General features: G+C 66.7%; 24 protein-coding genes. 13 read left to right on the top strand and 11 right to left on the bottom strand.

Translation table 11 applies throughout. The annotated features are described in order from the left end of the window. The first annotated feature begins 2 nt into the window (after window positions 1–2). Window positions 3–884, top strand: coding sequence for a GntR family transcriptional regulator (locus tag HV793_RS22390; RefSeq protein WP_054450677.1), 882 nt, complete (start codon window positions 3–5; stop codon window positions 882–884). Window positions 885–1043: 159 nt separating this feature from the next. Next, window positions 1044–2378, top strand: coding sequence for an omega-aminotransferase AptA (gene aptA / locus HV793_RS22385; RefSeq protein WP_125472906.1), 1335 nt, complete (start codon window positions 1044–1046; stop codon window positions 2376–2378). 13 nt (window positions 2379–2391) lie between these two features. Here the strand turns inward: aptA and ltaE are convergent, their stop codons facing one another. The 6 genes from ltaE to HV793_RS22355 form a co-directional block, all read right to left on the bottom strand. After that, a complete protein-coding gene (gene ltaE, locus HV793_RS22380) occupies window positions 2392–3402 on the bottom strand; it encodes a low-specificity L-threonine aldolase (protein WP_175213959.1) in 1011 nt (336 codons plus the stop codon). 38 nt (window positions 3403–3440) lie between these two features. Next, on the bottom strand, window positions 3441–4328 hold the full coding sequence (locus HV793_RS22375) for a DMT family transporter (RefSeq protein ID WP_119450963.1): 888 nt from the start codon (window positions 4326–4328) through the stop codon (window positions 3441–3443). 153 nt (window positions 4329–4481) lie between these two features. Continuing rightward, window positions 4482–6461 (bottom strand): acetate--CoA ligase, encoded by a 1980-nt coding sequence (gene acs, locus HV793_RS22370; protein ID WP_175213958.1) that lies wholly within the window; start codon window positions 6459–6461, stop codon window positions 4482–4484. A gap of 217 nt (window positions 6462–6678) precedes the next feature. Then, entirely contained in the window at window positions 6679–8019 is a 1341-nt protein-coding gene (locus tag HV793_RS22365; RefSeq protein ID WP_175213957.1) for an MFS transporter, read from the bottom strand. Beyond that, window positions 8016–8423 (bottom strand): heme-binding protein, encoded by a 408-nt coding sequence (locus HV793_RS22360; protein WP_088139066.1) that lies wholly within the window; start codon window positions 8421–8423, stop codon window positions 8016–8018. Before HV793_RS22360 ends, HV793_RS22365 begins: the two co-directional genes overlap by 4 nt. Next, window positions 8420–10309: a propionate--CoA ligase gene (locus HV793_RS22355; protein WP_054450664.1), complete on the bottom strand. Its 1890-nt coding sequence runs from the start codon at window positions 10307–10309 to the stop codon at window positions 8420–8422. Before HV793_RS22355 ends, HV793_RS22360 begins: the two co-directional genes overlap by 4 nt. A 287-nt stretch (window positions 10310–10596) precedes the next feature. Here HV793_RS22355 and HV793_RS22350 point away from each other — a divergent pair, with 287 nt between their 5' ends. Continuing rightward, the gene (locus HV793_RS22350) at window positions 10597–11256 is read left to right on the top strand and encodes a C40 family peptidase (protein ID WP_054450662.1); all 660 of its coding nucleotides are present in this window, start codon (window positions 10597–10599) and stop codon (window positions 11254–11256) included. 156 nt (window positions 11257–11412) lie between these two features. Here the strand turns inward: HV793_RS22350 and HV793_RS22345 are convergent, their stop codons facing one another. The 4 genes from HV793_RS22345 to HV793_RS22330 form a co-directional block, all read right to left on the bottom strand. Then, window positions 11413–11736 carry a DUF2325 domain-containing protein gene (locus tag HV793_RS22345; RefSeq protein ID WP_054451313.1) on the bottom strand — a complete coding sequence of 108 codons (324 nt, stop codon included), beginning with the start codon at window positions 11734–11736 and terminating at the stop codon, window positions 11413–11415. Between the two features lie 193 nt (window positions 11737–11929). Next, window positions 11930–12874: a CysB family HTH-type transcriptional regulator gene (locus HV793_RS22340; RefSeq protein ID WP_054450660.1), complete on the bottom strand. Its 945-nt coding sequence runs from the start codon at window positions 12872–12874 to the stop codon at window positions 11930–11932. Between the two features lie 94 nt (window positions 12875–12968). Further along, window positions 12969–14462, bottom strand: a complete 1494-nt coding sequence (locus tag HV793_RS22335; RefSeq protein WP_054450658.1) for a CoA-acylating methylmalonate-semialdehyde dehydrogenase — start codon at window positions 14460–14462, stop codon at window positions 12969–12971. Between the two features lie 93 nt (window positions 14463–14555). Further along, window positions 14556–15773: an ABC transporter substrate-binding protein gene (locus HV793_RS22330; RefSeq protein ID WP_054450656.1), complete on the bottom strand. Its 1218-nt coding sequence runs from the start codon at window positions 15771–15773 to the stop codon at window positions 14556–14558. 223 nt (window positions 15774–15996) lie between these two features. Between HV793_RS22330 and HV793_RS22325 the strand changes: the two genes are divergently transcribed. After that, the gene (locus HV793_RS22325) at window positions 15997–16917 is read left to right on the top strand and encodes a LysR family transcriptional regulator (RefSeq protein WP_054450654.1); all 921 of its coding nucleotides are present in this window, start codon (window positions 15997–15999) and stop codon (window positions 16915–16917) included. 51 nt (window positions 16918–16968) lie between these two features. On the opposite strand, the gene lptF is transcribed toward HV793_RS22325, so the two are convergent. Further along, window positions 16969–18072 (bottom strand): LPS export ABC transporter permease LptF, encoded by a 1104-nt coding sequence (gene lptF / locus HV793_RS22320; protein ID WP_054450652.1) that lies wholly within the window; start codon window positions 18070–18072, stop codon window positions 16969–16971. 57 nt (window positions 18073–18129) lie between these two features. Here lptF and HV793_RS22315 point away from each other — a divergent pair, with 57 nt between their 5' ends. The 9 genes from HV793_RS22315 to HV793_RS22275 all read left to right on the top strand — a co-directional run bounded on the left by HV793_RS22315 (window position 18130) and on the right by HV793_RS22275 (window position 26921). Continuing rightward, window positions 18130–19638, top strand: a complete 1509-nt coding sequence (locus HV793_RS22315) for a leucyl aminopeptidase (RefSeq protein WP_054450650.1) — start codon at window positions 18130–18132, stop codon at window positions 19636–19638. A 22-nt stretch (window positions 19639–19660) separates the two neighbouring features. After that, window positions 19661–20125: a DNA polymerase III subunit chi gene (locus HV793_RS22310; RefSeq protein WP_119450966.1), complete on the top strand. Its 465-nt coding sequence runs from the start codon at window positions 19661–19663 to the stop codon at window positions 20123–20125. 46 nt (window positions 20126–20171) lie between these two features. Further along, window positions 20172–20570 (top strand): hypothetical protein, encoded by a 399-nt coding sequence (locus tag HV793_RS22305; RefSeq protein WP_175213956.1) that lies wholly within the window; start codon window positions 20172–20174, stop codon window positions 20568–20570. Window positions 20571–20700: 130 nt separating this feature from the next. Continuing rightward, window positions 20701–21411 carry a Bax inhibitor-1/YccA family protein gene (locus HV793_RS22300; protein WP_054450644.1) on the top strand — a complete coding sequence of 237 codons (711 nt, stop codon included), beginning with the start codon at window positions 20701–20703 and terminating at the stop codon, window positions 21409–21411. Window positions 21412–21543: 132 nt separating this feature from the next. After that, window positions 21544–22461 carry an aldo/keto reductase gene (locus HV793_RS22295; RefSeq protein WP_175213955.1) on the top strand — a complete coding sequence of 306 codons (918 nt, stop codon included), beginning with the start codon at window positions 21544–21546 and terminating at the stop codon, window positions 22459–22461. A 4-nt stretch (window positions 22462–22465) separates the two neighbouring features. Then, the gene (locus HV793_RS22290; protein WP_175213954.1) at window positions 22466–23755 is read left to right on the top strand and encodes an NTP/NDP exchange transporter; all 1290 of its coding nucleotides are present in this window, start codon (window positions 22466–22468) and stop codon (window positions 23753–23755) included. A 90-nt stretch (window positions 23756–23845) separates the two neighbouring features. Then, window positions 23846–24808: a Bug family tripartite tricarboxylate transporter substrate binding protein gene (locus tag HV793_RS22285; protein WP_175213953.1), complete on the top strand. Its 963-nt coding sequence runs from the start codon at window positions 23846–23848 to the stop codon at window positions 24806–24808. A gap of 31 nt (window positions 24809–24839) precedes the next feature. Next, complete coding sequence (locus tag HV793_RS22280) at window positions 24840–25820, top strand: M14 family metallopeptidase (RefSeq protein ID WP_175213952.1); 981 nt, start codon at window positions 24840–24842, stop codon at window positions 25818–25820. Window positions 25821–25823: 3 nt separating this feature from the next. Then, the gene (locus tag HV793_RS22275) at window positions 25824–26921 is read left to right on the top strand and encodes a pyridoxal-phosphate dependent enzyme (RefSeq protein WP_175213951.1); all 1098 of its coding nucleotides are present in this window, start codon (window positions 25824–25826) and stop codon (window positions 26919–26921) included. Window positions 26922–26923 lie beyond the last annotated feature (2 nt).

Below are 26923 nucleotides of genomic sequence, written 5' to 3'. Positions count from 1 at the left end.
TCATGTCCAACGCCGCTCCCGCCCGCCCCACTCCGCTGCAAGTCGACCTGGCGCGCCTTATCGCGGAAGACATCGTGGCCCGGCGCCATGCGCCCGGCGACCACCTGTCCGAGGAAACGTTGGCCGCGAGCTACGAGGTGTCGCGCACGCCCGTGCGCGGCGCGCTGAAGCTGCTGGCCGCGCAGGGCCTCATCACGCACCGCCCCAACAGCGGCTACACGGTAGCGGCGCATGCGGCGGCCGCGCCCCCCGCCATCGAGGGCGCCGGCCCCACCCAGGACGAGCTATACCGGCGCCTGATCGATGACCGCGCCTCGCGCGAGCTGCCGGAAACCTTTACCGAGCGCGACCTGCAACAGCGCTATCCAGCGCCGCGCAGCGTGCTGACCAAGACCTTGTTGCAGCTCTCCGCGGACGGCCTGATCGAGAAGCGCAAGGGCCATGGCTGGCAATTCGCGCCGTCGCTGGAAAACCGCGACGCGCTCAATGAGAGCTACCGCTTCCGCATGACGATCGAATGCGCCGGCCTGCTGGAACCCACGTTCCGCCTGGACCGCGAGGCGCTGGCCCGCATGCGCGCCGCGCATGAAGCGCTGGCCGCGCGCAGCGACGCCGACATCTCGGCCACCGAGTTCTTCAATCTCAACGCCTCGTTCCACGAAATGCTGGCCCGCTTCTCGGGCAACCGCTACATCCTGCAGGCGGTGCAGCAGCAGAACCAATTGCGCCGGCTGGAAGAGCATGCCGCGTTCTACCGCGACGCGCGCTTCATCAACTCCAGCAGCGAACACCTGCAGATCATCGACGCGCTCGAGGCCGGCGACCAGGAGTGGGCTTCGCAGCTCATGCGGCGCCACTTGAAGACCTCGCTGCAAGTGTCCTGACACCCTCTCCGCTTTCATTCATCCGCCAGCCCGCCGTCGCGGGCCCTCGGCACGCATGGCGTCCGCGTTGCGGCGTACCTTCGGGTCTTCTTGTATTGTATTTATCAATTGATTAATACAAAATAGAAAGCCCGAATATCTCTTCACGCCGGAACACCCATGCCATCGTCAGCGCCTCATCCCACTCCCGCCATCAACGCCGAAGCCTATTGGATGCCCTTCACCGCGAACCGCCGCTACAAGCGCGCGCCCGTGCTATTCAGCGCCGCCGAGGGCATGCACTACATCCGGCCGGACGGACGCCGCGTGCTGGACGGCATTGCGGGCCTGTGGTGCGTGAACGCCGGACACCGCCGCCCGGAAATCGTCGAGGCAATCGCCCGCACCGCCCATGAACTGGACTACGCGCCGTCGTTCCAGATGAGCCATCCCCTGGCCTTCGAGCTGGCCGAGTCCTTGCGCCAGGAAGCGCCCGCCGGGTTCTCCAACGTGTTTTTCTCGAACTCCGGATCCGAAGCGGTGGACACCGCGCTGAAGATCGCGCTGGGCTATCACCGCGCGCGCGGACAGGGCCAGCGCGTGCGCCTGATCGGGCGCGAGCGCTCGTACCACGGGGTGGGGTTCGGCGGCCTGTCGGTGTCGGGCATCGCTGGCCACCGCAAGCCTTTCGGCAATCTGCTGCCCTACGTGGACCACCTGCCGCACACCTATGACCGCAGCCAGATGGCCTACACGCGCGGCCAGCCGGACTGGGGCGCCCACCTGGCCGATACGCTGGAGCGCATCGTCGCGCTGCATGACGCCTCCACCATCGCGGCCGTCATCGTGGAGCCCGTGGCGGGCTCGACCGGCGTGCTGGTGCCGCCCAAGGGCTATCTGCAGAAGCTGCGGCAGATCTGCGACGCGCACGGCATCCTGCTGATCTTCGACGAAGTGATCTGCGCCTTCGGCCGCATCGACGGCGCGTTCGCCTCATCGCACTTCGGCGTCACGCCCGACATCATCACCAGCGCCAAGGGGCTGACCAACGGCGCCATCCCCATGGGCGCCACGCTGGTGCAGCAGCATGTCTACGATGCGTTCATGCAGGGGCCGGACAGCGCCATCGAGCTGTCGCATGGCTACACTTATTCCGGCCATCCCGTGGCCTGCGCCGCCGGCCTCGCGACCCTGGACATCTGCCGCCGCGAAGGCCTGTTCCAGCGCAGCCGCGAACTCTGGCGCTATTGGGAAGACGCGGCGCACAGCCTGAAGGGACTGCCGCACGTAGTGGACATCCGCAACATCGGCCTCCTGGCCGCCATCGAACTCGAACCGCTGGAAGGCAAGCCCGGCCAGCGGGCGTACGCCGTGCACCAGGCCTGCCTGGAACGCGGCTGCCTGATCCGTTCGGCGGGCGACACCATGCTGTTGTCGCCCCCGCTCATCATCGAGCGCGCGCAGATCGACGAATTGTTCTCGGTCTTGTCGGACGTGCTGCGCGCGGACGCCTGAGCGCCCGCCCCGCTTATGCCAGGTGCCGGGTCACCGCCTGGACCACCTGCCGCACGTCCGCGGCGGACACGTCCAGGTGCGTGACCAGGCGGGTCGGGCCGCCATACACAGCCCGCATCTGGATACCGTCAGCCGCCAGCTTGGCGGTGAGTTCATCGCAGCGCGCGGGCTCGAATTCCGCGAACACCATGTTGGTGTCCTGGCTCAATACCTTTACGCCCGGAATGGCGCGCAGCCCTTCTGCCAGCAGCCGGGCGTTCTCGTGGTCTTCGGCCAGGCGCTCCACGTTGTGCTCCAGCGCATACAGGCAGGCCGCGGCCAGCACGCCAGCCTGGCGCAAACCGCCGCCCAGCATCTTGCGCCAGCGGCGGGCGCGGGCGATGAGTTCGACGCTGCCGACCAGCACCGACCCCACGGGCGCGCCCAGGCCCTTGGAAAAACAGATGGACACCGTGTCGAAAGGCGCGCACAGGTCCGCCACCGGCTTGCCGCTGGCGACGGCCGCGTTGAACACGCGGGCGCCGTCCTGATGCGTCGCCAGGCCATGCTGGCGCGCCCAGTCGGTCGCGGCCTGCACGTAGCTGGCCGGAATCAGCTTTCCGTGGAAAGTATTCTCCAGCGCCAGCAAGCGGGTGCGGGCGAAATGCGCGTCGCCCTCGGGCTTGAGCGCCGCGGTCAACTTGTCCAGCGGCAAGGAGCCGTCCGCCGCATGTTCTATGGGCTGCGGCTGGATGCTGCCCAGCACGGCCGCCCCGCCCCCTTCGTACTTATAGGTGTGCGCAAGCTGGCCCACCAGGTACTCGTCGCCGCGCTCGCAATGGGCCATCAGAGCCCCCAGATTGCTTTGCGTGCCGGAGGGGAAAAATAGCCCGGCCGCCTTGCCCGTGCGCTCGGCAACCGCCTCCTGCAGGCGGATCACGGTCGGGTCATCGCCCATCACGTCATCGCCCAGGGGCGCGCAGACCATGGCCTGCAACATGGCTGCGGATGGCCGGGTGACTGTGTCGCTACGCAGATCGATCATGGAAAATCCCAGGATAGGAAAAGGAATATGGAAAGCGCTTATTCGGCGCGCGCCGCCGGCGCCGCGCGGCTCACCACCCAGATGCCGGCCAGGATCAGCGCCATGCCGCCCAGCTCAGCCGCGGTAGGCTGCTCGGACAGCAGCGCCCAGGCGAACAGCATGGCCACGACTGGCACGCCCAGGCTGGACAGGCCTGCGATCGACGCCGGCACCAGTCGCACCACCAGCAGCCACAACAACCAGCCCGCGGCGGTCGCGATCAGCACGATGTAGGCCATGCCGGCCCAAAGCTGCCAGCCCCACTGGGCCGGCATCTGCGGCACCAGAAAGGCGACCGGCGTCATGACCAGTCCGCCCAGCAGCATCTGCCAGGCGGTGAATGTCATCACATCGGGCGCGTGCCGCTCGAACATGCGCTTGGACAGCACGGTGCCCACGCCCCAGCACAGGCCGCTGCCCAGCCCCAGCAACACGGGCCGGATATCGCCCAGGCCGTTCCAGGGTTCGACGAAGCAGACCAGCCCGATGGCGGCCAGCGCAATGCCCACCCCATGCCGCGCCGTGGGACGTTCGCCCAACAGCCACCACGCGAAGAGGATCACCCAGAACGGCATCGTGTACGCCATGAGCGAGACCTTGCCCACGCCGCCCGACACCAGCGCCGTCTGTACAAAACCCTGGAATCCGGCCGTCTGCGTCAGACCGATCAGCAATGTCAGCTTCCAGGGCGGCATCGCCAGCGGCCGCCGCATCGCGATGGCCAGCGCGAACAGCACCAGGCCGCCCGAAACGTAGCGCAGCGCCACGAAGTCGAAGGGACCGATGTAGGGAACGATCAGTTTCATCGCGATCCAGCTGCCCGCCCAGACCAGGATGGTGCTGAACATCAGGGCTAGCCCTGCTCGATCGAAACTGCTGCGGCTCACTGGCACGGCTCCGTGGGAAAAAATTCTGGACGCGAAAAAGCAAATACGCCCGTACCGGCGGTTCCGATACGGGCGTATGACATTATGCGCCTGCCTTGCCTCCCGCGGAGGCCGCAGGCGGGCCGTTCCCGTCCATCAAGTGGACGGGAAGGATCACAGCGACTTGGCCAACTGATCCAGGATGGCCGGATTCTCCAGCGTGGAAACGTCCTGCGTGATTTCCTCGCCCTTGGCGACCACGCGCAACAGGCGGCGCATGATCTTGCCCGAGCGGGTCTTGGGCAGGTTGTCGCCGAAGCGGATGTCCTTGGGCTTGGCGATGGGGCCGATTTCCTTGGCCACCCAGTCGCGCAGCACCTTGGCGATGGCTTGCGCCTCTTCGCCTTCCGGACGCGAACGCTTGAGCACCACGAAGGCCACCACGGCTTCGCCCGTCGTGTCGTCCGGACGGCCCACCACGGCGGCTTCCGCCACCAGTTCGTGCGCCACCAGCGCGGACTCGACTTCCATCGTGCCCAGGCGGTGGCCGGACACGTTCAGCACGTCATCGATGCGGCCCATGATCCAGAAATAGCCGTCGGCATCGCGCTGCGCGCCGTCGCCGGCCAGGTAGTAGCCGCGCAGTTCCGAGGGGAAGTAGCTCTTCTTGAATCGCTCCGGGTCACCCCAGATGTTGCGGATCATGGCGGGCCACGGACGCTTGATGACCAGGAAGCCGCCATTGCCCTGCTCCACGTCGCCGCCGGTCTCGTCGACGATGGCGGCGGCGATGCCCGGCAGCGGCAAGGTGCAGGAACCCGGCTTGGTCGGCGTGGCGCCAGGCAGCGGCGTGATCATGTGGCCGCCGGTCTCGGTTTGCCACCACGTGTCCACGATGGGGCAACGTTCGCGGCCGATGTTCTTGTGGTACCACATCCAGGCTTCGGGATTGATGGGCTCGCCCACCGTGCCGATGATGCGCAGGCTGTCCAGGTCGTAGTTCTGCGGATGCGCTTCGGGCGCGGCCTCGGCGGCCTTGATCAGCGAGCGGATCGCGGTGGGCGCGGTGTAGAAGGTGGTGACCTTGTGGCGCGCGATCATGTCCCAGAAGCGGCCGGCGTTGGGATAGGTCGGCACGCCTTCGAACACCACCTGCGTCAGGCCGGCGGCCAGCGGACCGTAGGTGATGTAGGTGTGGCCGGTGACCCAGCCCACGTCGGCCGTGCACCAGTACACGTCGTCCTTGCGGGCGTCGAAGGTCCACTTCACCGTCAGCAGCGCCCACAGCAGGTAGCCCGCCGAGGAATGCTGCACGCCCTTGGGCTTGCCGGTGGAGCCGGAGGTATAGAGGATGAAGAGCGGATGCTCGGCGTTGACCGGCACGGGTTCGCAGGTGTCGGGCTGGCCGGCTTCGACGTCGTGCATCCAGAGGTCGCGGCCTTCGTTCCATTGCACCTTGCCGCCGGTGCGGCGGTACACGATGACCTTGCTCACGGCCTCGCAGCCGCCCATGGTGAAGGCTTCTTCGACCGCGGGCTTCAGCGGGATGGTCTTGCCGCCGCGCACCTGCTCGTCGGCGGTGATGACCAGGGACGCGCCCACGTCCATGATGCGCTCCTGCAGGCTCTTGGCCGAGAAGCCGCCGAACACCACCGAGTGCGTCACGCCCAGGCGCGCGCAGGCCTGCATGGCCACCACGGCTTCGATCGACATGGGCATGTAGATGATGGCGCGGTCGCCCTTGTTGTAGCCCAGCGCCTTCATGCCGTTGGCAAAGCGGCAGACGCGCGCCAGCAGTTCACGGTAGCTGACCTTGTTGACCTTGCCGTCGTCGGTTTCAAAGATGATGGCGGTCTTGTCGGCATTGCCGTTGGTCAGGTGCACGTCCAGACAGTTGGCCGACACGTTCAATTCGCCATCGCCGAACCAGCGGTAGAACGGCGCGTCCGATTCGTCCAGGACCTGCGTGAACGGCTTGGTCCACTGCAGGTTGTCGCGCGCCTGCCCGGCCCAGAATCCGTCGAAATCGTTTTCGACCTGCGCGCACAGCGCGTTGTAGGCCTCCATGCTGGGAATCGCGGCGCCTTCTGCTGCGCGCTCGGGCGGCGGGAACACCCGGGTTTCCACCAGTACGGACTCAATAGCGTTCGACATGATCTTTGTCTCCAATCGGTAATTCTGTTTGTTTGTGCCGCTTGTTCATTACCCAACCGCAACCGTATCGCCGCGCTCTTACGGGCACCTTACGCAAAATGCGGGCCGGAGCCCGCGGCGCAAGGCCGGCGCCGGGTAATCAAGGCGTGCCGCCGCGCTCTCGACGCGGCGGCACCGGACAGTCCATAAGGATAGCAGCCTGCGCGAACCGCGCGCCTCAGGCGGCGCGCCGTTCCAGCCCGCGCTTCACGTCCACGCGCGACAAAAGGATGAGGCCGCCCACGAAGAACAGGCCGGTCACCAGGATCGCAAGCCGGTGGTTGCCGTGCGTGGCCCAGGTCACCAGGCCGTAGGTCAGCGGACCGATCACCGCGGCCAGTTGCACCGCGAAGGTCCACAGCGAGTAGAACTCTGCCAGCCGGCCGGCGGGCGCCAGCGCGCCGGTCATGGCGCGGCCCGCGCTCTGCGTGGTGCCCATGCACAGCCCGGCCAACGTGGCCGCGACCCAGAACACGGGCGCGGTCACGGCGGCGTAGGCCACCAGCACCATCACGATCCAGCCGCACAGCGTCAGGGCCAGCGCCGGCTTGTGGCCGATGCGGTCCTGCACGTAGCCGAACGAAAACGCGCCGGCCGCCGCGCCGATGTTTACGGTGAACACCAGCAGCATGATCTGCGGCGTGGTGAAGCCCATGACCTCCGAGGCATAGACCGCGGCCAGCGTGATCACCACCGAAATGCCCCCCTGGTAGCAGGCGATGCACATGAGCAGGCGGCGGAACTCCGGAAAATGCTGCCCGGTTTCGCGCCAGGCATAGGCCAGGCGCTTGAGCATGTGCAGCGCCTCCTGCTTGCCGGCCTGCGGCTTCGCGCGTTCGCGCAGCAGGAAGAAGGACGGCAGCGCCGCCAGCGCGAACACCGCGCACGTGACCACGATGACCCACGGCACGAAATGCTCGGCCGTCTCGCCACGCCCCTCGGCCAGCGTCACGACCACCAGCGACAAGCCCAGCGTGAGCATGCCGCCGCAATAGCCGAAGCTCCAGCCCCAGCCCGAAACGCGGCCCAGCGCAGAGGGCCGCGCGAGTTCCGGCAGGAAGGCCGCGACCACGGATTCGCCGACGCAATAGCAGTAGTTGGAAATGACGATGGCGGCCAGCGCCAGCCAGACGTCCCCGGGCCCGGCCTGCGTCAGCACCAGCGTAGCGGCCACGCAACCCACCGTGCTCGAAAACAGCAGGCGGCGCTTGCTGGCGCGCGCATCGGCGCGGGCGCCCAGCGTGGGCATGGTCAGCATGATGAGGAGGTAGGACAGCGACAGCGCCGCGGTCCAGGCCAGCGTGGCCCAGGGCGCGCGCCCGCCGACCACACCGACGAAATAGGTGCTGAACACCGCCGTGAGGATCACGGTGGTGTAGCCGGAATTGGCGAAGTCGTACATGGCCCAGGCCCAGACCTCGCGTTTGGCCACGCCGGGATTCAGGGGGCCGTCGCCCCCTGCCCCGGCGTTCTGCGCGGATGCGCCGGCCGGCGCATCCGACGGCTCGCCGTGGCTCATAGGCCCAGGGCGGCGATGCCAGCTTGAGCGATCAGCGCATCTTCGGTCGACTTCACGCCCGACACGCCGACGGCGCCGACGACATGGCCATTCGCCACGATAGGGACGCCGCCTTCCAGCATGCCTTCGAGGAGCGGCGCCGACAGGAACGAATAACGCCCGTTATTGATGATCTCTTCGTAGATCCGCGATTCGCGGCAGCCCATGGCGGCAGTCTTGGCCTTGGCCGGCGCAATATGGGAAGAAATCGGCGCCACGCCATCCAGGCGCAGCATGCCCATCAGATGCCCGCCATCGTCGACAACGGCAATGGCGACCGCCCATTTGTTCTGCAGGGCGTGTGCTTCGGCCGCAGCCAAGATCTTCTTGACGTCTTCGGCGGCCAGCACGGGTTTGGTATTCATTGCAGCGACTCCTTTATTTGTTCCAGGGCGGTGGGATCTTCTATGGTGGTCAGATCGCCGGGATCACGTCCTTCGCATACCGCGACGATCGCGCGGCGCAGGACCTTGCCGGAACGGGTCTTGGGCAATGCGCCCACGAACCGGATCCTGGCGGGCCTAGCCACCGCTCCCAGCTGCTCTTCCACCAGCCGCATGATATCGCCTTCCAGGCGCTTTGCCCCTTCCTCGGTTTCGGCTCCGGCGGGATTCTTGAGCACGGCGAACGCCATCGCAACCTGGCCCTTGAGCGAGTCCGCCACGCCCACGACCGCGCATTCGGCAATCGCGTTGTGGCTATTGACGGATTCCTCGATCTCGCGCGTGCCCAGCCGGTGGCCCGCCACATTGATCACATCATCCGTGCGCCCCAGGATGAACCAGTAGCCGTCGGCGTCCACCAGGCCCCAGTCGAAGGTCGAATACACCTGGCGGCCGGGAATGGAGGTGAAGTAGGTCTGCACGAAGCGCTCGTCGTCGCCCCAGATGGTGGACATGGCGCCCGGCGGCAGCGGCGGCACGATGGCCACCACGCCTTTCTGGTCGGGGCCCAGATCCTCGCCCGTGGACTCGCTGACGATGCGCGCGTCAAAGCCATATACCGGGAACGACGGGCTGCCGAAGCGCGTCGGGACCTTTTCCACGCCAGGCTGGGCCGACAGGATCGGCCAGCCCGATTCCGTCTGCCAGTAGTTGTCAATGATGGGCTTGCCCAGGCCGCCCGAGATCCATTGCGCGGTCGGCTCGTCCAGCGGTTCGCCCGCCAGATAGACCGCACGCAACGAGGACAGGTCGTGGCGCTTGAGCAGCTCCGGATCCTGGCGCTTGAGCACGCGCACCGCGGTCGGCGCCGAGAACAGGGTGTTGACGCCGAACTGCTCCACCAGCTTCCACAGGATGGCGCCGTCCGGACGCACCGGGGTGCCTTCATACAGCACCGTCGCCTGCCCGCCGATCAGGGGGCCGTAGATGATGTACGAATGGCCCACCACCCAGCCGATGTCGCTGGTGCAGAAGAAGGTGTCGCCGGCGCGGCCGTCGAACAGGTATTCCATGGACGAGGCCAGCGCCACGGCATAGCCGCCGGTATCGCGCTGCACGCCCTTGGGCTTGCCGGTGGTGCCGGAGGTATAGAGGATATAGCTGGGCTCCGAGGACTCCAGCCATTCCACCGGCACCCGCGCGCCCAGGTGGCGCTGGCGCAGCGTCTCGTAATCCAGGTCGCGTCCTGCGACGGGTTCGAACGGCGCCAGGCCGCGGTCGAACACCACCACCGAGGCCGGCGGCGTCTTGGCCAGCGCCAAGGCGCGGTCCAGCAGCGGTTTGTAGGGCACGACCTTGCCGCCGCGCGAACCGCCGTCGGTGCAGACCACCACTTTGGGCGCCGCGTCGTCGATGCGCTGGGCCAGGTTGACCGAGGCGAAGCCGCCGAACACCACCGAATGCACCGCGCCGATCCGCGCGCACGCCAGCATGGTGAACACGGCTTCCGGCACCATGGGCATGTACAGCAGCACCCGGTCGCCGCGCCCCACCCCGAGCTCCTTGAGCATGGCAGCGGCGGCGTTGACCTCTTCGTACATTTCCTGGCGCGTGTAGACGCGCTCGCGGTCGACCTCGGTGGACACCCAGATCAGGGCCGGCGTTTCAGCCTGGGTCGGCAGCCAGCGGTCGACGGCGTTGTAACAGAGATTGGTGCGCCCGCCCGTGAACCACTTGGCGAACGGCGGCCGGGAGAAGTCCAGCACGGACTCGAACGGCGTCTCCCAGTGGATGCGGCCGGCCTCTTCCCGCCAGAACGCGTCGCGGTCATGTATCGAGCGGTAATGGAAATCCCGGGTTTTTTGCATTTATGTCTCCTGTTATCTTTCTTAGGCCTTAAGGCTGATTGATTTCTTCTCTGATCCTTCGGTCATTCTGGTAGGCAAACCTTGCACGAGGCTTGCCGCAAGTCAAAATGTTCTACCAAATGTCCACGCTGCATGGACATTAACGCCGGTTTCGTAACTAACTGGTCTTAAAAGTTTGGTAGAATCCCCGCGAAGTTGTAGAACAATGTTGATTTTGCTGACATCTCGGCCACATTCACGGCGAATTCCGTGTTTTTTGCCGTTATCTGCAAATCACCCCCAGGCGCATGCATCGACACTCCAACCACGCGAGACTGAATTCATCCTCCGGCCAAGCAACTCGCGGTCTGCGCTTGCTGGCGTTGGTTGCATGCGTGGTGGGTCTGGCAGGTTGTGCCGCTACAAATCAAAAGTCAACCGCCCATACGTCCGAGATTGACCCCTACGAGACGGAATGGGTCGCCACCTCCGATGATCCCATCGGCGTACTGGTAAGCCAGAAATTCAAGCGCGAACGCCAGAAGACCCACTCGGGCGTCAGCAGCGACAACGCCCTGGTCAGCGAAGCCCTGAACCATCTGGGCATCCGCTACCGCTTCGGCGGCAATTCCCCCGATACCGGATTCGACTGCAGCGGCCTGGTGACCTACACCGCCGAACGTTCGCTGGGCCTGAAGCTGCCCCGCAACGCCGCCGAGATGGCGCAGCAAGGCGTCTCGGTCGCCAAGAACGAACTGAAGGCCGGCGACCTGGTCTTCTTCAATACGCTGGGCCGCCGCTACTCGCACGTGGGCATCTACCTGGGCGACGACCGCTTCGTGCACTCGCCCAGCGCTGGCGGCGTGGTCCGCGTCGAAAACATGACCATGGCCTACTGGTCCAAGCGCTACAACGGCGCGCGCCGCCTGGACAACAGCCTGATGGCGTCCGCCCGCGCCTCCAACTGACACATTCCCAGGATAGCCGCCAGGCTCTCCCCGCTACAAGCAAAACGCCGCCGGACTTTCCAGTCCGGCGGCGTTTTTCCATCTCTTCGCGGCGCTTTGGGCCGCAGGCCGTTTCGGCCTCCCCAGTTTTTTGTTTGGCGGCGGCAGACCGTGTCTTCAGTGCACAGAGCCAGCCCGCTGGCACAGGCCGCATTGCTGCAGGGCCTGCTGCATGCTGCATACCGAACGCCGACAAGCGACGACCCGGATGCCGCCACGTTGCGCGGCGTTGCGGAAGGTTTTCATGACGTTGTGGCCCAGGAAGTCGGTCAGCAGGATGACCAGCTGGGTGCCCGAAGGCAGTTGCAACGTCTTCTTTTGATGCGAGGGATCACGCCCGCTGATGTGGTGCGTGATCGAAATATTGTGTCCTTTGAGCAGATCCGGGATGTTGCCAAGGCGGTCGGCGCCCACTACCACTGCACTTAATCCTGCCGTCATGATGAACCTCACTGGGTCGTTGAGACTGGATGTAATGATAATGATTCCTATTTTTTAGTCAACTCAAATGAGATCAGTTCTTATTTAATTATTTTTATGAGCCCATGAAAAGGGATAGCGCGGACCGCGACGCATCAAGAAAAAAGGCGCGCCGCCCAATGACGCCGCGCCTCTCGCCCCGTGAAACGGATGCCTACTTGGGCGTGCCCTGCACCGCTTCGGTCACCACCGCGCGGGTCAGCGAAGGCGCCAGCATCTCCAGGAAGGTGTAGACGTAGTCACGCAGGAACACGCCTGCCTTCACGCCGACGCGGGTCGTATGCGTGCCGAACAGATGGCCCACCGGCAGGCCCACCAGGTTGCTGTCGCGGCGCGGATCGTAGGCTACGCCGGCGATGATGCCAATGCCCAGGCCCACGTCGACATAGGTCTTGATGACGTCGGCGTCGATGGCTTCCAGCACGATGTCTGGGTGGATACCCTGGTTGGCGAAGATCTCATCGATGGTGCTGCGGCCGGTGAAGGCGCGGTCGTAGGTCACGATGGGATACTCGGCCAGCTGCGCCAGCGACAGGCGCTTGGCGGCGCTGGAGGTCAGTTCGGCCAGGGGATGGTCCGGGCGCACCACCACGGTGTGTTCCCAGGCATAGACCGGCAAGGTCGCCAGGCCCGGCGTCAAGGCCAGCGATTCCGTCGCCAGGGCCAGGTCGGCCTGCTCATGCAGCACCATTTCGGCCAGTTGCGCGGGGCTGCCTTCGGCCAGCGACAGGTGCACCTTGGGGAATTGCTTGCGGAACGCGGGAATCACGCGCGGCAGCAGATAGCGCGCCTGAGTGTGGGTGCAAGCGATGACAAGGCCGCCTTCGTCGCGGCGCGCGAACTCGTCGCTGACCTTCTTCAGGTTGTCCACTTCGCGCATGATGCGGTCGATGACCTGCGACACCGCCAGGCCGGGCTTGGTCAGCCCCTTGATGCGCTTGCCGTGCCGTTCGAAGATCTTGATGCCCAGTTCGTCCTCGAACTCGATGATCGCCTTGGAGACGCCGGGCTGCGAGGTATAGAGCATCCGGGCAGCTTCGGTCAGGTTGAAGTCGCGCCGGATGGTTTCGCGGACAAAACGAAATTGCTGCAGGTTCATGAATTGGCCCCTGTTAGACGGGCCAATTATAAGTAATAAGGACGCCTTGTTATATAACTTATTTATATAAGCTTACATGCAAGGCGTCCCCAGTTCAGCGCATCGAGATCGTGGTGTTCACGCTCTTGGCATGGGCCGACCAACGCGCCGTGACGGTCTTGGTCTGCGTCCAGAACTGCACGGCCTGCTTGCCGTTGGGACCCAGGTCGCCCAGTTTGGAGCCGCGCGAGCCGGTGAAGCTGAACCAGGCCACCGGCACCGGGATCGGCACGTTGATGCCGACCTGGCCGACGTCGATGTTGTTCTGGAAGTAGCGCGCCGCGCCGCCATCCTGGGTGAACAGCGCCACGCCGTTGCCGTTGGGATTGCGGTTGATGAACGCAACCGCGTCCTCCAGCGTTTCCACGCCCACCACGCACAGGACCGGCCCGAAGATTTCCTCGGTGTAGATGGTCATGTTTTCGGTGACGCCGTCGAAAATCGTCGGGCCCACGAAGTTGCCCTGCTCAAAGCCGGCGACCTTCAGGCTGCGGCCGTCCAGCAGCAGCTTGGCGCCTTCGTCCACGCCCTTCTGGATCAGGCTTTCGACGCGCTTCTTGGCGTTGGGCGAAACGAGAGGGCCGAGATCCGCTTCGCGGTCCATGCCGGAATTGACCTTGAGCTTCTTCGAGCGTTCGACGAAGTCAGGCAGCCAGTTGCGGGCTTCGCCCACCAGCACGGCCACGGACGAGGCCATGCAGCGTTGGCCGGCCGCGCCGAAGGCGGCGCCCACCAGCTGGTTCAGCGCGACCTCGGGATCGGCGTCCGGCAGGATCACGCAGTGGTTCTTGGCGCCCATCATGGACTGGCAGCGCTTGCCGGCGGCGGAGGCACGGTTGTAGATCTCGGTGCCGACGCGGGTCGAACCGATAAACGAGACCGCCTTGATGTCGGGGTGTTCGCACAGGCCGTTGGCGGTTTCCGGGCCGCCGTGCACCACGTTCAGCACGCCCGGCGGCAGGCCGGCTTCCAGCGCCAGTTGCGCCAGGAACAGCGAGGACGTCGGATCCTGCTCGGAAGGCTTGAGGATGAAGGTGTTGCCGCAGGCCACGGCGATCGGGAACATGAAGCAAGGCAGCATGACCGGGAAGTTGAACGCGGTGATGCCCGCGCACACGCCCAGCGGCTGGATCAGCGTGTAGACGTCGATGCCGGAAGCGGCATTCTCGGCGTACTCGCCCAGCTGCAGGTTGGCGATGGAGCATGCGTGCTCCACCACTTCCAGGCCGCGGCCGACTTCGCCCTCGGCGTCCGGCAGGGTCTTGCCGTGCTCGCGGGTGATCATTTCGGCCAGCTTGCCGGTATTGGCGCGCAGCAGTTCCTGGAACTTCAGCATGACGCGCATGCGAGCGCCCTGCCCGCTGTTGCGCCAGGTCTTGAAAGCCTCCTTGGCGTTGGAGACGGCCAGGTCCAGTTCTTCGCGCGTGGCGAAGGGCACCTTGGCAACGACCTCCTGGGTAGCGGGATTGATCACGTCCCGCCATTCGGTGGTTTTGGACTGCACGAGCTTGCCGCCGATCAATAGCGGAACGCGGGGGACTTCACTCATTTGATGCTCCTCACACTGCATGGTCGATGCGGATGGAATCCGCATACATGGATGGTGAGGCGCCGGCGGCAAGGGCCTGCCGGCGCCCCGGGTTTACTTCTTGACCAGCGGGCAGCTCGAATCCGCCAGCGGCTGGAAGGCTTCGGCGGCCGGAATGGTGGCCACCAGCTTGGAATAGTCCCAACCGCCCTTGGACTCGGACGGCTTTTTCACTTCATACAGGTACATGTCGTGGATCACGCGGCCGTCGGGACGGATGGACGCGTTGCGCATGATCGGATCCTCGATGGGCAGCGCGCGCATCTTGTCGGCCACCACCTTGCCGTCGGTGCTGCCGGAAGCGGCGACCGAGCGCAGGTAGTGCCGCACGCTGGAGTACACACCGGCCTGCGTCATGGTGGGTTTCAGGCCGCGGAACGCTTTCTCGAAGCGCCCGGACCACTGGCGCGTGGCGTCGTCGTAATCCCAGTAGAAGCCGTCCACGTACGACAGGCCCTGGGCGCTTTCCAGGCCCAGCGCGCGCAGGTCCGACAGGAAAATCAGCAACGAGACCAGGCGCTGGCCGCCGGCCACGATGCCGAATTCGCGCGCTTGCTTGACCGCGTTGACCGTGTCCTGGCCGCCGTTGGCCAGCGCCACGACCTGGGCCTTGGAGGCCTGCGCCTGCAGCAGGTAGGACGCGAAGTCCGGCGCGTTCAAGGGATGGCGCACGCTGCCGGCGACGGTGCCGCCCAGCGCTTGCACGGCCTTGGCCGTGTCGGCTTCCAGCGAGTGGCCGAAGGCGTAGTCCACGGTGATGAAGTACCAGGATTTGCCGCCTGCCTTTACCGTGGCCTTGGCGCCGCCCGCGGACTGCGAGTAGGTATCGAACATCCAGTGGAATCCCACCGGCGAGCATTCCTTGTTGGTCAGCGCCGTGGTGGCGGGACCGGAGAACATCACCACCTTGTTCTTTTCGCGCGCAATGCCCTGCACCGCCAGCGCCACCGCGGAGTTGGTCAGGTCGGCGATGGCGGTGACACCGTCGCGGTCGAACCATTCGCGCGCTTTGGCCGCGCCCACGTCGGCCTTGTTCTGGTTGTCCGCGGACACCAGCTCGATCTTCATGCCCTTGCATTCCGCGGCCAGGCAGTCGTCGATGGCCAACTGCGCCGCCGCCACCGAACCAGGCCCACCCATGCCGGCGTAGGTGCCAGACATGTCCGTCAGAATGCCGATCTTCACTGGCGGCTTATCCGCCGCCTGCGCCTGGCCGACCAATGCGGCGCCCAGACACAAGCCTACGGCCAGCCCGCGTGCGTGCAATTTCATGGATTTGTCTCCTGAGTTTTATTCGTTATGGCGCCGTCTACGCGGCCTGCGGTCCCGGGGTTCAGGCCCCGGAGAGCCTGGCTACAGGCCCCAAGCCCGCCGACCCAGTGTAGATGTGTGAAAATCAACAAGCAACACTAGAAATGCACATTCCTTGTGCATTCATGCACAAGGAAAATTTGCCCGGCGGCGCAGCGCGCAGCCGGGCCTGGAGAGCCGGAAAGTGCTTGATTGGGACAGCCTGAGATATTTCCTGGAAGTGGCCCGCACCCAGCGGGTGAGCGCCGCGGCGCGCAAGCTCGGGGTCGAGCACACGACCGTGTCGCGGCGCATCCGCGCGCTGGAAGCTGAGCTGGACACCCTGCTATTCGAAAAGTCGCGCGGCGCGGGTTTCGTGCTGACCGAAGACGGCCAGCGCCTGTTCGTCCATGCCGAACAGATGGAGAGCACGGTGCATTCCGCCCGCGAAAACCTGTCGGGCATCGGCCAGGCGCTGTCGGGGCACTTGCGCATCGGCGCCACCGAGGGCTTCGGCAGCTATGTGCTGACGCCGTTGGCGGCGGACTTCCAGCGGCGCTATCCGCACATCACGCTGGACATCCTGCCGGTGCCGCGCTTTGTCAGCCTGTCCAAGCGCGAAGCCGACCTGGCCATCACCATCGAGCGCCCCCAGCGCGGCCCCTATGTGTGCAGCAAGCTGTGCGACTACACGCTGCGCCTGTACGGCACGCCCGGCTATCTGGCCAGCCATCCGCCAATCCGCGAGCGCGCGGACCTGGCCGACCACACCTTCATCGGCTACGTCGACGAACTGCTGTTCAGCGAGCGGCTGCGCTATCTGGAAGACCTGCTGCCCGCCAGCAAGGTGGTATTGCGCAGCACCAGCGTGGTGGCGCAATACCACGCCGCGCTGCAGGGCCAGTCGCTGGCGATCCTGCCCTGCTTCATCGCCGCGCAGGACCCGCGGCTCACGCCCGTGCTGGCGGACGAGGTCGAGATCACGCGCTCGTTCTGGATGTATTGCCATGAAGACCTGCGCAAGCTCAAACGCGTGACGGCCCTGTGGGAATTCATTCGCAAGTCAGTGCTGAAGAACGCCGACCTGCTGGCCGGCAAGGGCGGCACGATGAAGTACCTGCCCTGAAAAAGCCGCGGCCCGCGCTGGGCGGGCCGCAAGGCGTTGGATGTGCCGGCGTCAGGCGCTGTTCTTGGGCGCTTTCACACGCAAGCGCCGCATCAGCAGGAAGACCGTCAGCATCGCCACCAAGGCATGGATCGCCCACACGCCCACGCCAAAGCTGAGCTTGCCGTTGGAGATCCAGGCGCGCGACAGGTTCATCAGGTTCATGTAGAGCAGGCCCACCAGGCCGGCGATGAGCAGGTCGCCCGAACGTCCCAGGCGCGGGTTGACGGCGCCCAGCGGAATCGCCAGCAACGCCAGGTTCAGCGCGGCCAGCGGCAGCGAGACCCGCCACATCACTTGCGACCAGCTGCTATTGGTGTTGTCCGCAATCAATTGCGAGGTCGTGCGCGCCTTGGCGGAACGCTCCGCGTTGGCGCGCGCTTCGGCCACGGGATCGCCGCCCGACTTGCTTTCGAGGCGCAGGCCGTACTTGTCGAAGTGCACCAGCCGGATCTCGGGCGTGCCCGGCTTCAGGTCATAGCGATGGCCTTCGCCCAGCACCAGGAAGCGGTCGCCGTTGGGCATGGTTTCGCTATGGGCCTTGCTGGCGGTCAGCACGCTGAGCCATTCGGGACCATTTTCGCGCGCGAATACGTTGCCCAGTTCATCGCTGGGCTCCAGCGGATCTTCGGCGAAGAACACGCGGTTGCCGCCGGACGATTCCGCGAACTGGCCGGCCGTGACCTTGGACAGGTCGGAGCGCTGCTCGAAGCGTTCGTGGTATTCGCCGATCTGGCGGTACGCCCAAGGCGCCGCCACCAGCGTCAACCCCGCCACCGCCAGCGCCACGGGGATGGCGACGCGCAGCACCGGCCGGAACCAGTCGGCCAGCGAGAGGCCGCTGGCGAACCACACCACCATTTCCGATTCACGGTAATTGCGCGTGACGGTGGTGAGGACCGCAATGAAGACGGAGACCGCGAGAATGGTCGGCAATGCGGTGATGGTCGACAGCGCGGCCAGCACCACCACGACGTCCGCCCCGATGTTGCCGCCCGCTGCTTCACCGAGCAGGCGCACGAGCAACACGCTGAGCCATACGATGAGCAACGTGGAAAAGACAACGCCAGCGTGACTGGTGATCTCGCTGACGACAGAGCGTTTGAATAGAGACATGGGAGAATATGCGGGATAATCGACCGCATTCTACACAGACGTACACGGGAAACCCTCATGGAATTTAGCACACAGACCACTGCTTCCCTGCACCAAGTCAAGACCGCCGCCCTGGCCGTCGGGGTCTATGCGGAAGGCGTGTTGAGCCCCGCCGCCGATCTCATCGACCGCGCTTCCAATGGCGCGGTGCGTTCGGTGGTCAAGGCCGAGTTCCGCGGCCGCGCCGGCTCCACGCTGACCCTGCGCAACCTGCCCGGCGTGTCCGCGCAGCGTGTGGTGCTGGTGGGCCTGGGCAAGCAGGAAGAATATTCTGCCCGCGCCCACGCCTCGGCCGAGCAGGCCTTCGCCGCGGCTTGCGTATCGGCGCAGCTGGCTGAAGGCGTGTCCACGCTGGTCGCCAATCCGATCGCCGACGTGGCTGTCATCGCGCGCGCCCGCAGCGCCGCCATCGCAGCCGGCAACGCCACCTATCATTACGACGCCAGCTTCGGCAAGCCCGACCGCGACGCCCGTCCCAAGCTCAAGAAGATCGTCCAGGTCGTCGAGCGCGCCGACGCGGCCCAGGCCCAGAAGGGCCTGCGCGAAGGCGGCGCCATCGCCAACGGCATGGACCTGACCCGCACGCTGGGCAACCTGCCCGGCAATATCTGCACGCCGACCTACCTGGGCGAGACGGCCAAGCGCCTGGCCCGCGAGTTCAAGTCGCTGAAGGTGGAAGTGCTGGACCGCAAGCAGGTCGAAGCGCTGGGCATGGGCTCGTTCCTGTCGGTCGCGCGCGGCTCCGAGGAAGCGCTGCGCTTCATCGTCCTGCGCCATGCCGGCAACAAGGCCGCCAAAAAGACCGCCAAGGGCGCGCAAGGCCCCATCGTGCTGGTCGGCAAGGGCATCACCTTCGATGCCGGCGGCATCTCGCTCAAGCCCGCCGCCACCATGGACGAAATGAAGTACGACATGTGCGGCGCCGCCAGCGTGCTGGGTTCGTTCCGCGCCCTGGCCGAACTGGAGCTGCCGCTGGACGTGGTGGGCCTGATCCCGGCTTGCGAAAACCTGCCCAGCGGCAAGGCCAACAAGCCGGGCGACGTCGTCACCAGCATGGCTGGCCTGACCATCGAAATCCTGAACACCGACGCCGAAGGCCGCCTGGTGCTGTGCGACGCGCTGACCTACGCGGAACGCTTCAAGCCGTCCGCCGTGATCGACATCGCCACCCTGACCGGCGCTTGCGTGGTGGCCCTGGGCAACGTCAATAGCGGCCTGTTCTCCAAGGACGACGCGCTGGCCGATGCGCTGGCCGCGGCCGGCCGCCAGTCGCTGGACACCGCATGGCGCATGCCGATGGACGACGCCTACCAGGAACAGCTCAAGTCCAACTTCGCCGACCTCGCCAACATCGGCGGTCCTCCGGCGGGCGCGGTCACGGCGGCCTGCTTCCTGTCGCGCTTTGCCACCTCGTACCGCTGGGCCCACCTGGACATCGCCGGCACCGCCTGGCGCGGTGGCAAGGACAAGGGCGCCACCGGCCGCCCCGTGCCGCTCCTGATGCAGTACCTGCTGGACCAGGCTTGAAACGGCAGCAACGGAACCCGGCATGACGCGCATCGACTTCGCCTTCGGCGCGCCCGACCGCTTGCGCACCGCCTGCCAGGTGGTGCGCAAGCGCTACCTGGCAGGGCAGCGGCTGGTGGTGTACTGTAGGGATGGCTCCCGGCTGGCCGCGTTCGACCGCATGCTCTGGGCCTTCGACGACACTTCTTTCGTGCCGCACGTGCTGGCCAACGATCCGCTGGCGGGCGAGACTCCTGTAATTCTCACTGCCGGCGATCCGCAACAGGCCGCGGCCGCGGCGGGCCAGGGCGGACAGCCCCAGCCGTCCTGGCTGCTGAACCTGGACCTCGACTGCCCCCCGGGTTTCGAAGCCTTCGAGCGCCTGCTTGAAATCGTCTCGGACGACCCCGACGACAAGCAGGCCGCCCGCCAGCGCTGGCGGACCTACCTGGCCGCGGGCCACACGCCGCAAAGCCACGACCTCAGCCGCCAGCAGCCGGACGGCTGAACGCGCCGGCCTTGCGGCGCGCCACCTCGATCACCCGGGAGCCATCATGCCCTCTCGCCACGCCGACCCCGGCATCCCTACCCTGACCCAGCGGGCCGAGCCCGCGCTCTACCCGCCGGCGTCCCCGCACGACGCGGACATGCCCGTGCTGACCGACCTGGCCGACGATGGCGCGCAGGGTCATGACGACGACGCCTTTCCGCTACTGACGGAAGTGGCGGACGACGCAGATGCGTCCCCTGATATCATTCCGCCGGCAGCCGCCGTCCTGGCTGCGCCTCCCGCGGCGCCGGACGCCACGGTCCTGAGCGCCCGCCTTCAGGCCGAGGTCGAGCAGCTGATGCGCGAAGCCCTGGCCGAAGCCATCGAACAGATCCAGGCCCGCATGGACGCAGAATTGCCGCGCATCGTCGCCAGGGTGCTGCAGGACGTCAGGCCGGGTTGACCCGTCTGGAACCTATTTCGCGCCTCTGGTCTAATCCTAGGCAGAACTGGATTCTTCAGGGAACTGTAAGGTATCCTTCCCATCTAAGCCTTCTAGGCAACCATTACTCTGCCGCACACAGGAGTTCTCAATGAACGAATATCGTCCGTCCCCTTTTAACCGTTCCGGCGCCGTAGCCGGCGCGCCGGGCGAGGTCGCGCGCAACCAGGTGCTGCGCAACACCTATTGGCTCTTGGCGCTCTCGCTGATCCCGACCGTGCTGGGCGCGGCCGTCGGCATGTACACCGGCATCAACCGCATCATGGGCGCAAGCCCCGGCCTGTCCGCCATCGTGTTCCTGGTGGGCGCGTTCGGCCTGATGTTCGCGATCGAAAAGAACAAGAACAGCTCGCTGGGCGTGGTCCTGCTGCTGGCCTTCACGTTCTTCATGGGCGTGATGCTGTCGCGCCTGCTGGGCTTCGTCATGGGCATGAGCAACGGCTCGCAGCTGGTCATGACGGCCTTCGGCGGCACCGCGATCGTGTTCGGCACGATGGCCACGCTGGCCACCACCATCAAGCGCGACCTGTCGGGATTGCAGAAATTCCTGTTCATCGGCGCGGTCGTGATCCTGGTGGCGGCCCTGGCCAATATCTTCCTGCAACTGCCCGCGCTGATGCTGACCATTTCGGTCCTGGCCATCGTCATCTTCTCGGCCTTCATGCTGGTCGACCTGCAGCGCGTGGTCAACGGCGGCGAAACCAACTACGTGTCCGCCACGCTGGCCATCTACCTGGACGTCTACAACGTCTTCTCGAACCTGCTGATGCTGCTGGGCATCTTCGGCGGCAACCGCGAGTAATCGCAACGCTGCCAAACCGGCACAAAGAGCCTACATTCACGTGTAGGCTCTTTTTTTTACCTTGGGCCTGCATTCACGTGTAGGCCCTTTTCTTTGCCCCTCCCGGGCGCCCTTTGCCGCTGGAGCCACGCCATGCCCGACCGCCGCCGCTTCCTCCAGACCGCTGCCGCCGCCGCCCTGACCGGGCCGGCCTGGACGGCCCGCGCCCTCAGCGTGGTAACTCCCATGCACAGGCGGAACATACCCGCCTCCGGCGAGGCGCTGCCTGTGATCGGCCTGGGCACCGCCGACACCTTCAACGTGTCCCCCGCCGACAAGGCCGCCATGGCGCCGCTGGCGCAGGTGCTGGATACGCTGCTGCAGAAGGGCGGCAAGCTGATCGACACCGCGCCCAGCTACGGGCAGGCGGAAGCGGTCACCGGCGCGCTGCTGGCGCGCGACGGCGGCGTGCGGGCCAGGACCTTCCTGGCGACCAAGATCAGCACGCAGGGCCACGAGTCGGCCATGCGCCAGGTGCGCCAATCGCAACGGGCGCTAGGCAGCGACAAGCTCGACCTGGTCCAGGTGCACAACCTGATCGACACCGCCAACCAGCTGGCGCTGCTGCGCGAACTGAAGCAGCAAGGCATGATCCGCTATCTGGGCATCACGCACTACACCGACCATGCCCACGACGAACTGACCGAACTGGTCGAACGCGAAAAGCCCGATTTCCTGCAGATCAACCTGTCCGTAGCCGACCGCAGCGCCGAAAAACGCCTGTTGCCCGCCTGCCAGGCCCACGGCGTCGCGGTGCTGATCAACCGCCCGTTCCAGGACGGCGCGCTGTTCCGCCGGGTCAAGGGGATGGCGCTGCCCGAGCTGGCCGCCGAGATCGATTGCGGATCCTGGGCGCAGATCTTCCTGAAGTTCATCATCGGCCATCCCGCGGTCACCGTCGTCATTCCCGCCACTTCCAAGCCGGCCAACATGGCGGACAACGCGCAGGCCGGCTTCGGGCCGCTGCCGGACGCCGCCATGCGGGAACGCATCGCCGCGTTGCTGGCCTGACGCCATGGCGTCCGCCCCCGGCAGCTTGCCAGGCCGCGCCGCGCAGGCCTTGGGCATTCCGCAGGAAGAACTGGCGCCGGCAGCCTGCGGCTTCGCGTTTTTCTTCTTTCTGTTCTGCGGCTATTTCATGCTGCGGCCGATACGCGAGACCATGGGCATCCAGGCGGGCGTCGACCAGCTGCAATGGCTGTTCACCGCGACCTTCATCGCCATGCTGGCCGTGGTGCCGCTGTTCGGCTGGCTGTCGGCGCGCGTGCCGCGCGCCATGCTGGTGACCTGGGTCTATGCCGCCTTCGCGCTCAGCATGGCCGGCTTCGCCGCCCTGCTCCATCTGCGCCCCGGCAGCGTCTGGGCGGCGCGCAGCTTCTACGTCTGGCTGTCGGTCTTCAACCTGTTCGTCGTCTCCATCGCCTGGAGCCTGATGGCCGACGTATTCCGCATGGAGTCCGCCAAGCGCCTGTTCGCGCTGATTGCCGCGGGCGCCAGCGCCGGCGGGCTGGCAGGCCCGCTGTTGGGCGGCCTGCTGGCCGGCGCGCTCGGTCCGGCCGGCCTGTTGCTGCTGTCGGCGCTGCTGTTGACCGCCACCCTGCCCCTCAAGCGCTGGCTGCTGCGCTGGCGCGCGGCCCACCGCGATGATGCGGCCTCGGACGACATGCGCCGACCGCTGGAAGGTTCGATCCTGGCCGGCCTCTCGCGCATCTTCCAGTCACCTTACCTGCTGGGGATTTCGCTGCTTGTGATCCTGCTGGCCACGCTCAACACGTTTCTCTACATGGAGCAGGCGCGGCTGGTGGCGCATGCCTTTACCGACACGGCCCAGCGCATCCGGGTCTTCAGCGCGCTGGACTTCACGGTGCAGGCGCTGTCGCTGCTGTCGCAGCTCTTCATCACCGGACGCGTGGCCACGCGTCTGGGGCTGCGCTTCCTGCTGACCGCCGTGCCGCTGACGATGACGGCCGCTTTCCTGGCGCTGGCGGCCTTTCCCGTCTTCGGCGTGCTGGCCGCGGCCATGATCGTGCGCCGGGTCGGCGAGTACGCGCTGATCCGGCCGGGGCGCGAAATGCTGTTCACCGCAGTCTCGCCCGAAGACAAGTACAAGACCAAGAACGTCATCGACACCGTGGTCTACCGCGCGGGCGATGCGGCCAGCGGCTGGGTCAAGGCGGGCGTGGACATGCTGGGCTACGGCCCGGCGCTGATCGCCGCGCTGGGCGCCCTGTGCGCGCTGGCGGCCGCCGCCGTGGGCCACGGGCTGGGACGGACCGCCGACCGGCGCAATGCGGACAGGTCTTAGGTTTTATTGAACATCCATCTCATTGAACCAAACGTATTCCCCAGGCCGCGACCGCACAATGGCGCAGCTCTCAATGCCTGGGGAAACGTCATGAAACGCACCGCCTGTCTTGCCGCCGTGTTGCTAAGCCTGGCCGCGCCCGCCGCGCTGGCCGCCTATCCGGAACGCGCCATCACCCTGATCGTGCCGGCCGCAGCGGGCGGCAACGCCGACATCACCGCGCGCCTGGTGGGCCAGGAAATGAGCCGCCAGCTGGGCCAGCCCGTGGTCGTGGAGAACCGCGTCGGCGCGGGCGGCCGTATCGGCACCCAGGCCGTGGCGCGCGCGCCGGCCGACGGCTACACCATCGGCTATGCCCACGTCGGCACGCTGGTGCTGCACCGGTTCCTGTTCAAGCAGCAGCTCTACGACCTGGACCGCGACATCGCCGCCATCGGGCTGGTGGCCGAAACGCCCAACGTCATCGTGGTGAACGCGTCCTCGCCCTATCGCGACCTGAAGGGGTTCATCGAGGCCAGCCGCGCCCAGCCGGAGCGCCTGACGATGACCTCCGCCGACCCGGGCACCACCAGCGAGGTCGGGGTCAAGCTCTTCATCGCCCAGACCGGCGCCGCCGTGCGCCAGATCCCGTACAAGGCCACGGCCGCGCAGTTGTCCGACCTGCTGGGCGGCCATGTCGATTCCATGATGGAAAACCTGCCGCCACTGATCGGCAACCTGAAGGATGGCCGCTTGCGCGCGCTGGCGGTCACGACCAAGACCCGCGCCGCCTCCAATCCGGACGTGCCGACGGTGGCGGAGCAAGGGTATCCCGACTACGAGCAATCGGCCTGGAGCGCGCTGGTCGCGCCCGCCGGCACCCCGCCCGAGGTCATCGCGCGGCTGAACGCGGCAATGAACGCTGCGCTGCGCTCGGACGGCGTCAGCAAGGAACTGCGCAGCCGCTCCCAGGAACCGCTGGGTGGCACGCCGCAGGACATACAGAACCAGATACGCAAGGAGCTGCCCAAATGGGAAGGCATCATCAAGGCCGCCGGCACGACGCTGGATTGAACCGGATCGTCACATCAGCAGGAGCCGCCGCATGGCCACGGTAAGCCGCGAGGACTTTTCCTGCGCCGCGGCGACCAACGCGTCGGCCTACCGGCGCGTCACCATACCGATGCTGCGGATCGAGGCGGGGCCTGGCCCCGCCGTTGCCTTGATGGCGGGCGTGCATGGCGACGAATGGGAAGGCCAGGCCGCCATCCTGGAGCTGTGGCGCCTGCTGCCCGGCATCCTGCAACGCGGCACGGTCTACCTGCTGCCCGCGGCCAACGCCGAGGCCTCGCTGGCGGGCACGCGCCTGTCGCCGTCCGACGGCGGCAACCTCAACCGCGCTTTCCTGGGCGCCCCCGCGCGCGGCTACACGGAAAGCGTGGCCGCCGCGCTGGAAGCCCGGCTGCTGCCGCGCATACAGGCGCTGGTGGACGTGCACAGCGGCGGCGCGTCGCTGCGCTACCTGCCCTCGTCGGTCATCACGCGCTACGGCGACGACGCCTACGACGAACGCCTGCCCGCCCTGGCGCGAGCCTTCGGGCTGCCCGATTGCATGTACTTCCGCGGCACGGAGTCCGGCTCCATGCCGGCCGCCGCCAGCCGCCATGGGGTGCTGCGCCTGAGCGCCGAGATCGGGGGCGGCCGCGAAACCAGCCAGGCGCTGGTCGACCGCTGCCGCGACGGCCTGCTGGGCTGCCTGGGCGAGCTCGGCCTCCTGCCCGACCGCCCGCCCGCGCGCCGCCCCGAGGTCCGCCTCTATGACCTGGACGCTCCCGCCGCCACCCTGCGCGCCAGCGAGGCTGGCGCGTTCGTGCCCGCTGTCGAACTGGGACAACTGGTCAATGCGCGCCAGCGCATCGGCCAACTGCTGGAACCCGCCCGACCCGACATGGCGCCGCGCGCGCTGACCAGTCCGCAGGCCGGCACTGTCGTGTGCCTGCGCGCCATCGCCCGCAGCGACGACGGCGATTGCCTGCTGCAAGTCGCGCCCGCCCTTCCCCTCGATTCCCTTGCCTCGAAGTATTGACCCATGCAGATGAACCCTAGCTTGTCCGGCCTGCGCTGCATCCGTTGCGCCAGCCTGTGGCCGCCGGCCGATTACCCCGAAGGCTGCCCCAGCTGCCTGGAAGCCGGCCACCCCGCCAGCCTGGAATGCCTGTACGAACCCTCGGCCGACGGCGCCATGCCCCTGCCGGTGCTGGACGCCGTCACGCTGGGCGAAGGCGCCACTCCCTGCCTCGCCGCGCCCGCGCTGGCGCAGACCGAAGGCGTGGGCCAACTCTGGTTGAAATGCGAAAGCGCCAACCCCACCGGCAGCCACAAGGACCGCATGGCGGCCCAACTGGTGTCGCGCGCGCGCCTGGCCGGCGCCACCCGCGTGGCGGCCGCCTCCAGCGGCAATGCCGGCGTCTCGCTGGCCGCCTATTGCGCCGCCGCGCGGCTGGAAGCCGACATCGCCATCACCACCAACTGCCCACCCTTGCAGCGCGAGGCCATGCAGCGCTTCGGCGCCCGGCTGACCGCCTTCGAGGACAGCCTGAGCCGCTGGCCCCATGTCGAGGACCTGTGTCGCAACCACGGCGCCTTCGCCGGCACGAACTATCTGAATCCGCCCGTGGGCACCCACCCCTACGGCGTGGAAGGCTACAAGCCCATCGCGCAGGAGATCCTGGAAAGCTGCGGCGTGCCCAGCGACATCGTGGTGCCCACCGCGCGCGGCGATCTGCTGTGGGGCATCTTCCTGGGTTGGCAGCATCTGCTGCAAACCGGCCGCATCGCGCGTTTGCCGCGCCTGCATGCGGTGGAGCCGTACGCCCGCCTGTCGCGCGCGCGCGCCACGGGCGACGCGCGCAAGCAATGGGACGGCGTGACGGACCAGTATTCGATCGCGGGCAGCACCAGCACGCTGCAATCGCTGGAAGCCTTGGCGCGTTCCGGCGGCACGCCGGTGGAGATCTCAGACGCCGCGGCCGCGCAAGCGCAGCAGCGGCTGGAACGCATTGGCCTGGCGACCGAGCTGTCATCGGCCGCGGCGCTGGCTGCCGTGTCGCGGCTGCGGCGCTCGGGCTTGTTGGATGCGGAGTCGTCCGTGGTGTTGATCGTGACCTCGGACGGGCGCCGCGGCTAGCG

Origin of the sequence: Achromobacter aegrifaciens, from assembly GCF_902859965.1 — a bacterium.
GTDB classification, from domain to species: Bacteria; Pseudomonadota; Gammaproteobacteria; order Burkholderiales; family Burkholderiaceae_B; genus Achromobacter; species Achromobacter aegrifaciens.
Note: the sequence above shows the minus strand (reverse complement) of the source record. Positions and strands in the feature narration are given on the sequence as shown.

Excerpts from the sequence above, each read along its gene's own strand:
- HV793_RS22280 (WP_175213952.1), top strand. The coding sequence starts at position 24,840 with ATGGCCACGGTAAGCCGCGAGGACTTTTCCTGCGCCGCGGCGACCAAC.
- HV793_RS22330 (WP_054450656.1), bottom strand. The coding sequence starts at position 15,773 with ATGAAATTGCACGCACGCGGGCTGGCCGTAGGCTTGTGTCTGGGCGCC.
- HV793_RS22350 (WP_054450662.1), top strand. The coding sequence starts at position 10,597 with ATGCATCGACACTCCAACCACGCGAGACTGAATTCATCCTCCGGCCAA.
- lptF (WP_054450652.1), bottom strand. The coding sequence starts at position 18,072 with ATGTCTCTATTCAAACGCTCTGTCGTCAGCGAGATCACCAGTCACGCT.
- HV793_RS22315 (WP_054450650.1), top strand. The coding sequence starts at position 18,130 with ATGGAATTTAGCACACAGACCACTGCTTCCCTGCACCAAGTCAAGACC.
- HV793_RS22340 (WP_054450660.1), bottom strand. The coding sequence starts at position 12,874 with ATGAACCTGCAGCAATTTCGTTTTGTCCGCGAAACCATCCGGCGCGAC.
- HV793_RS22290 (WP_175213954.1), top strand. The coding sequence starts at position 22,466 with ATGGCGTCCGCCCCCGGCAGCTTGCCAGGCCGCGCCGCGCAGGCCTTG.
- HV793_RS22310 (WP_119450966.1), top strand. The coding sequence starts at position 19,661 with ATGACGCGCATCGACTTCGCCTTCGGCGCGCCCGACCGCTTGCGCACC.
- HV793_RS22345 (WP_054451313.1), bottom strand. The coding sequence starts at position 11,736 with ATGACGGCAGGATTAAGTGCAGTGGTAGTGGGCGCCGACCGCCTTGGC.
- acs (WP_175213958.1), bottom strand. The coding sequence starts at position 6,461 with ATGTCGAACGCTATTGAGTCCGTACTGGTGGAAACCCGGGTGTTCCCG.
- HV793_RS22365 (WP_175213957.1), bottom strand. The coding sequence starts at position 8,019 with ATGAGCCACGGCGAGCCGTCGGATGCGCCGGCCGGCGCATCCGCGCAG.
- HV793_RS22285 (WP_175213953.1), top strand. The coding sequence starts at position 23,846 with ATGAAACGCACCGCCTGTCTTGCCGCCGTGTTGCTAAGCCTGGCCGCG.
- HV793_RS22390 (WP_054450677.1), top strand. The coding sequence starts at position 3 with ATGTCCAACGCCGCTCCCGCCCGCCCCACTCCGCTGCAAGTCGACCTG.
- HV793_RS22335 (WP_054450658.1), bottom strand. The coding sequence starts at position 14,462 with ATGAGTGAAGTCCCCCGCGTTCCGCTATTGATCGGCGGCAAGCTCGTG.
- aptA (WP_125472906.1), top strand. The coding sequence starts at position 1,044 with ATGCCATCGTCAGCGCCTCATCCCACTCCCGCCATCAACGCCGAAGCC.
- HV793_RS22300 (WP_054450644.1), top strand. The coding sequence starts at position 20,701 with ATGAACGAATATCGTCCGTCCCCTTTTAACCGTTCCGGCGCCGTAGCC.
- HV793_RS22305 (WP_175213956.1), top strand. The coding sequence starts at position 20,172 with ATGCCCTCTCGCCACGCCGACCCCGGCATCCCTACCCTGACCCAGCGG.
- HV793_RS22360 (WP_088139066.1), bottom strand. The coding sequence starts at position 8,423 with ATGAATACCAAACCCGTGCTGGCCGCCGAAGACGTCAAGAAGATCTTG.
- HV793_RS22355 (WP_054450664.1), bottom strand. The coding sequence starts at position 10,309 with ATGCAAAAAACCCGGGATTTCCATTACCGCTCGATACATGACCGCGAC.
- HV793_RS22295 (WP_175213955.1), top strand. The coding sequence starts at position 21,544 with ATGCCCGACCGCCGCCGCTTCCTCCAGACCGCTGCCGCCGCCGCCCTG.
- HV793_RS22275 (WP_175213951.1), top strand. The coding sequence starts at position 25,824 with ATGCAGATGAACCCTAGCTTGTCCGGCCTGCGCTGCATCCGTTGCGCC.
- ltaE (WP_175213959.1), bottom strand. The coding sequence starts at position 3,402 with ATGATCGATCTGCGTAGCGACACAGTCACCCGGCCATCCGCAGCCATG.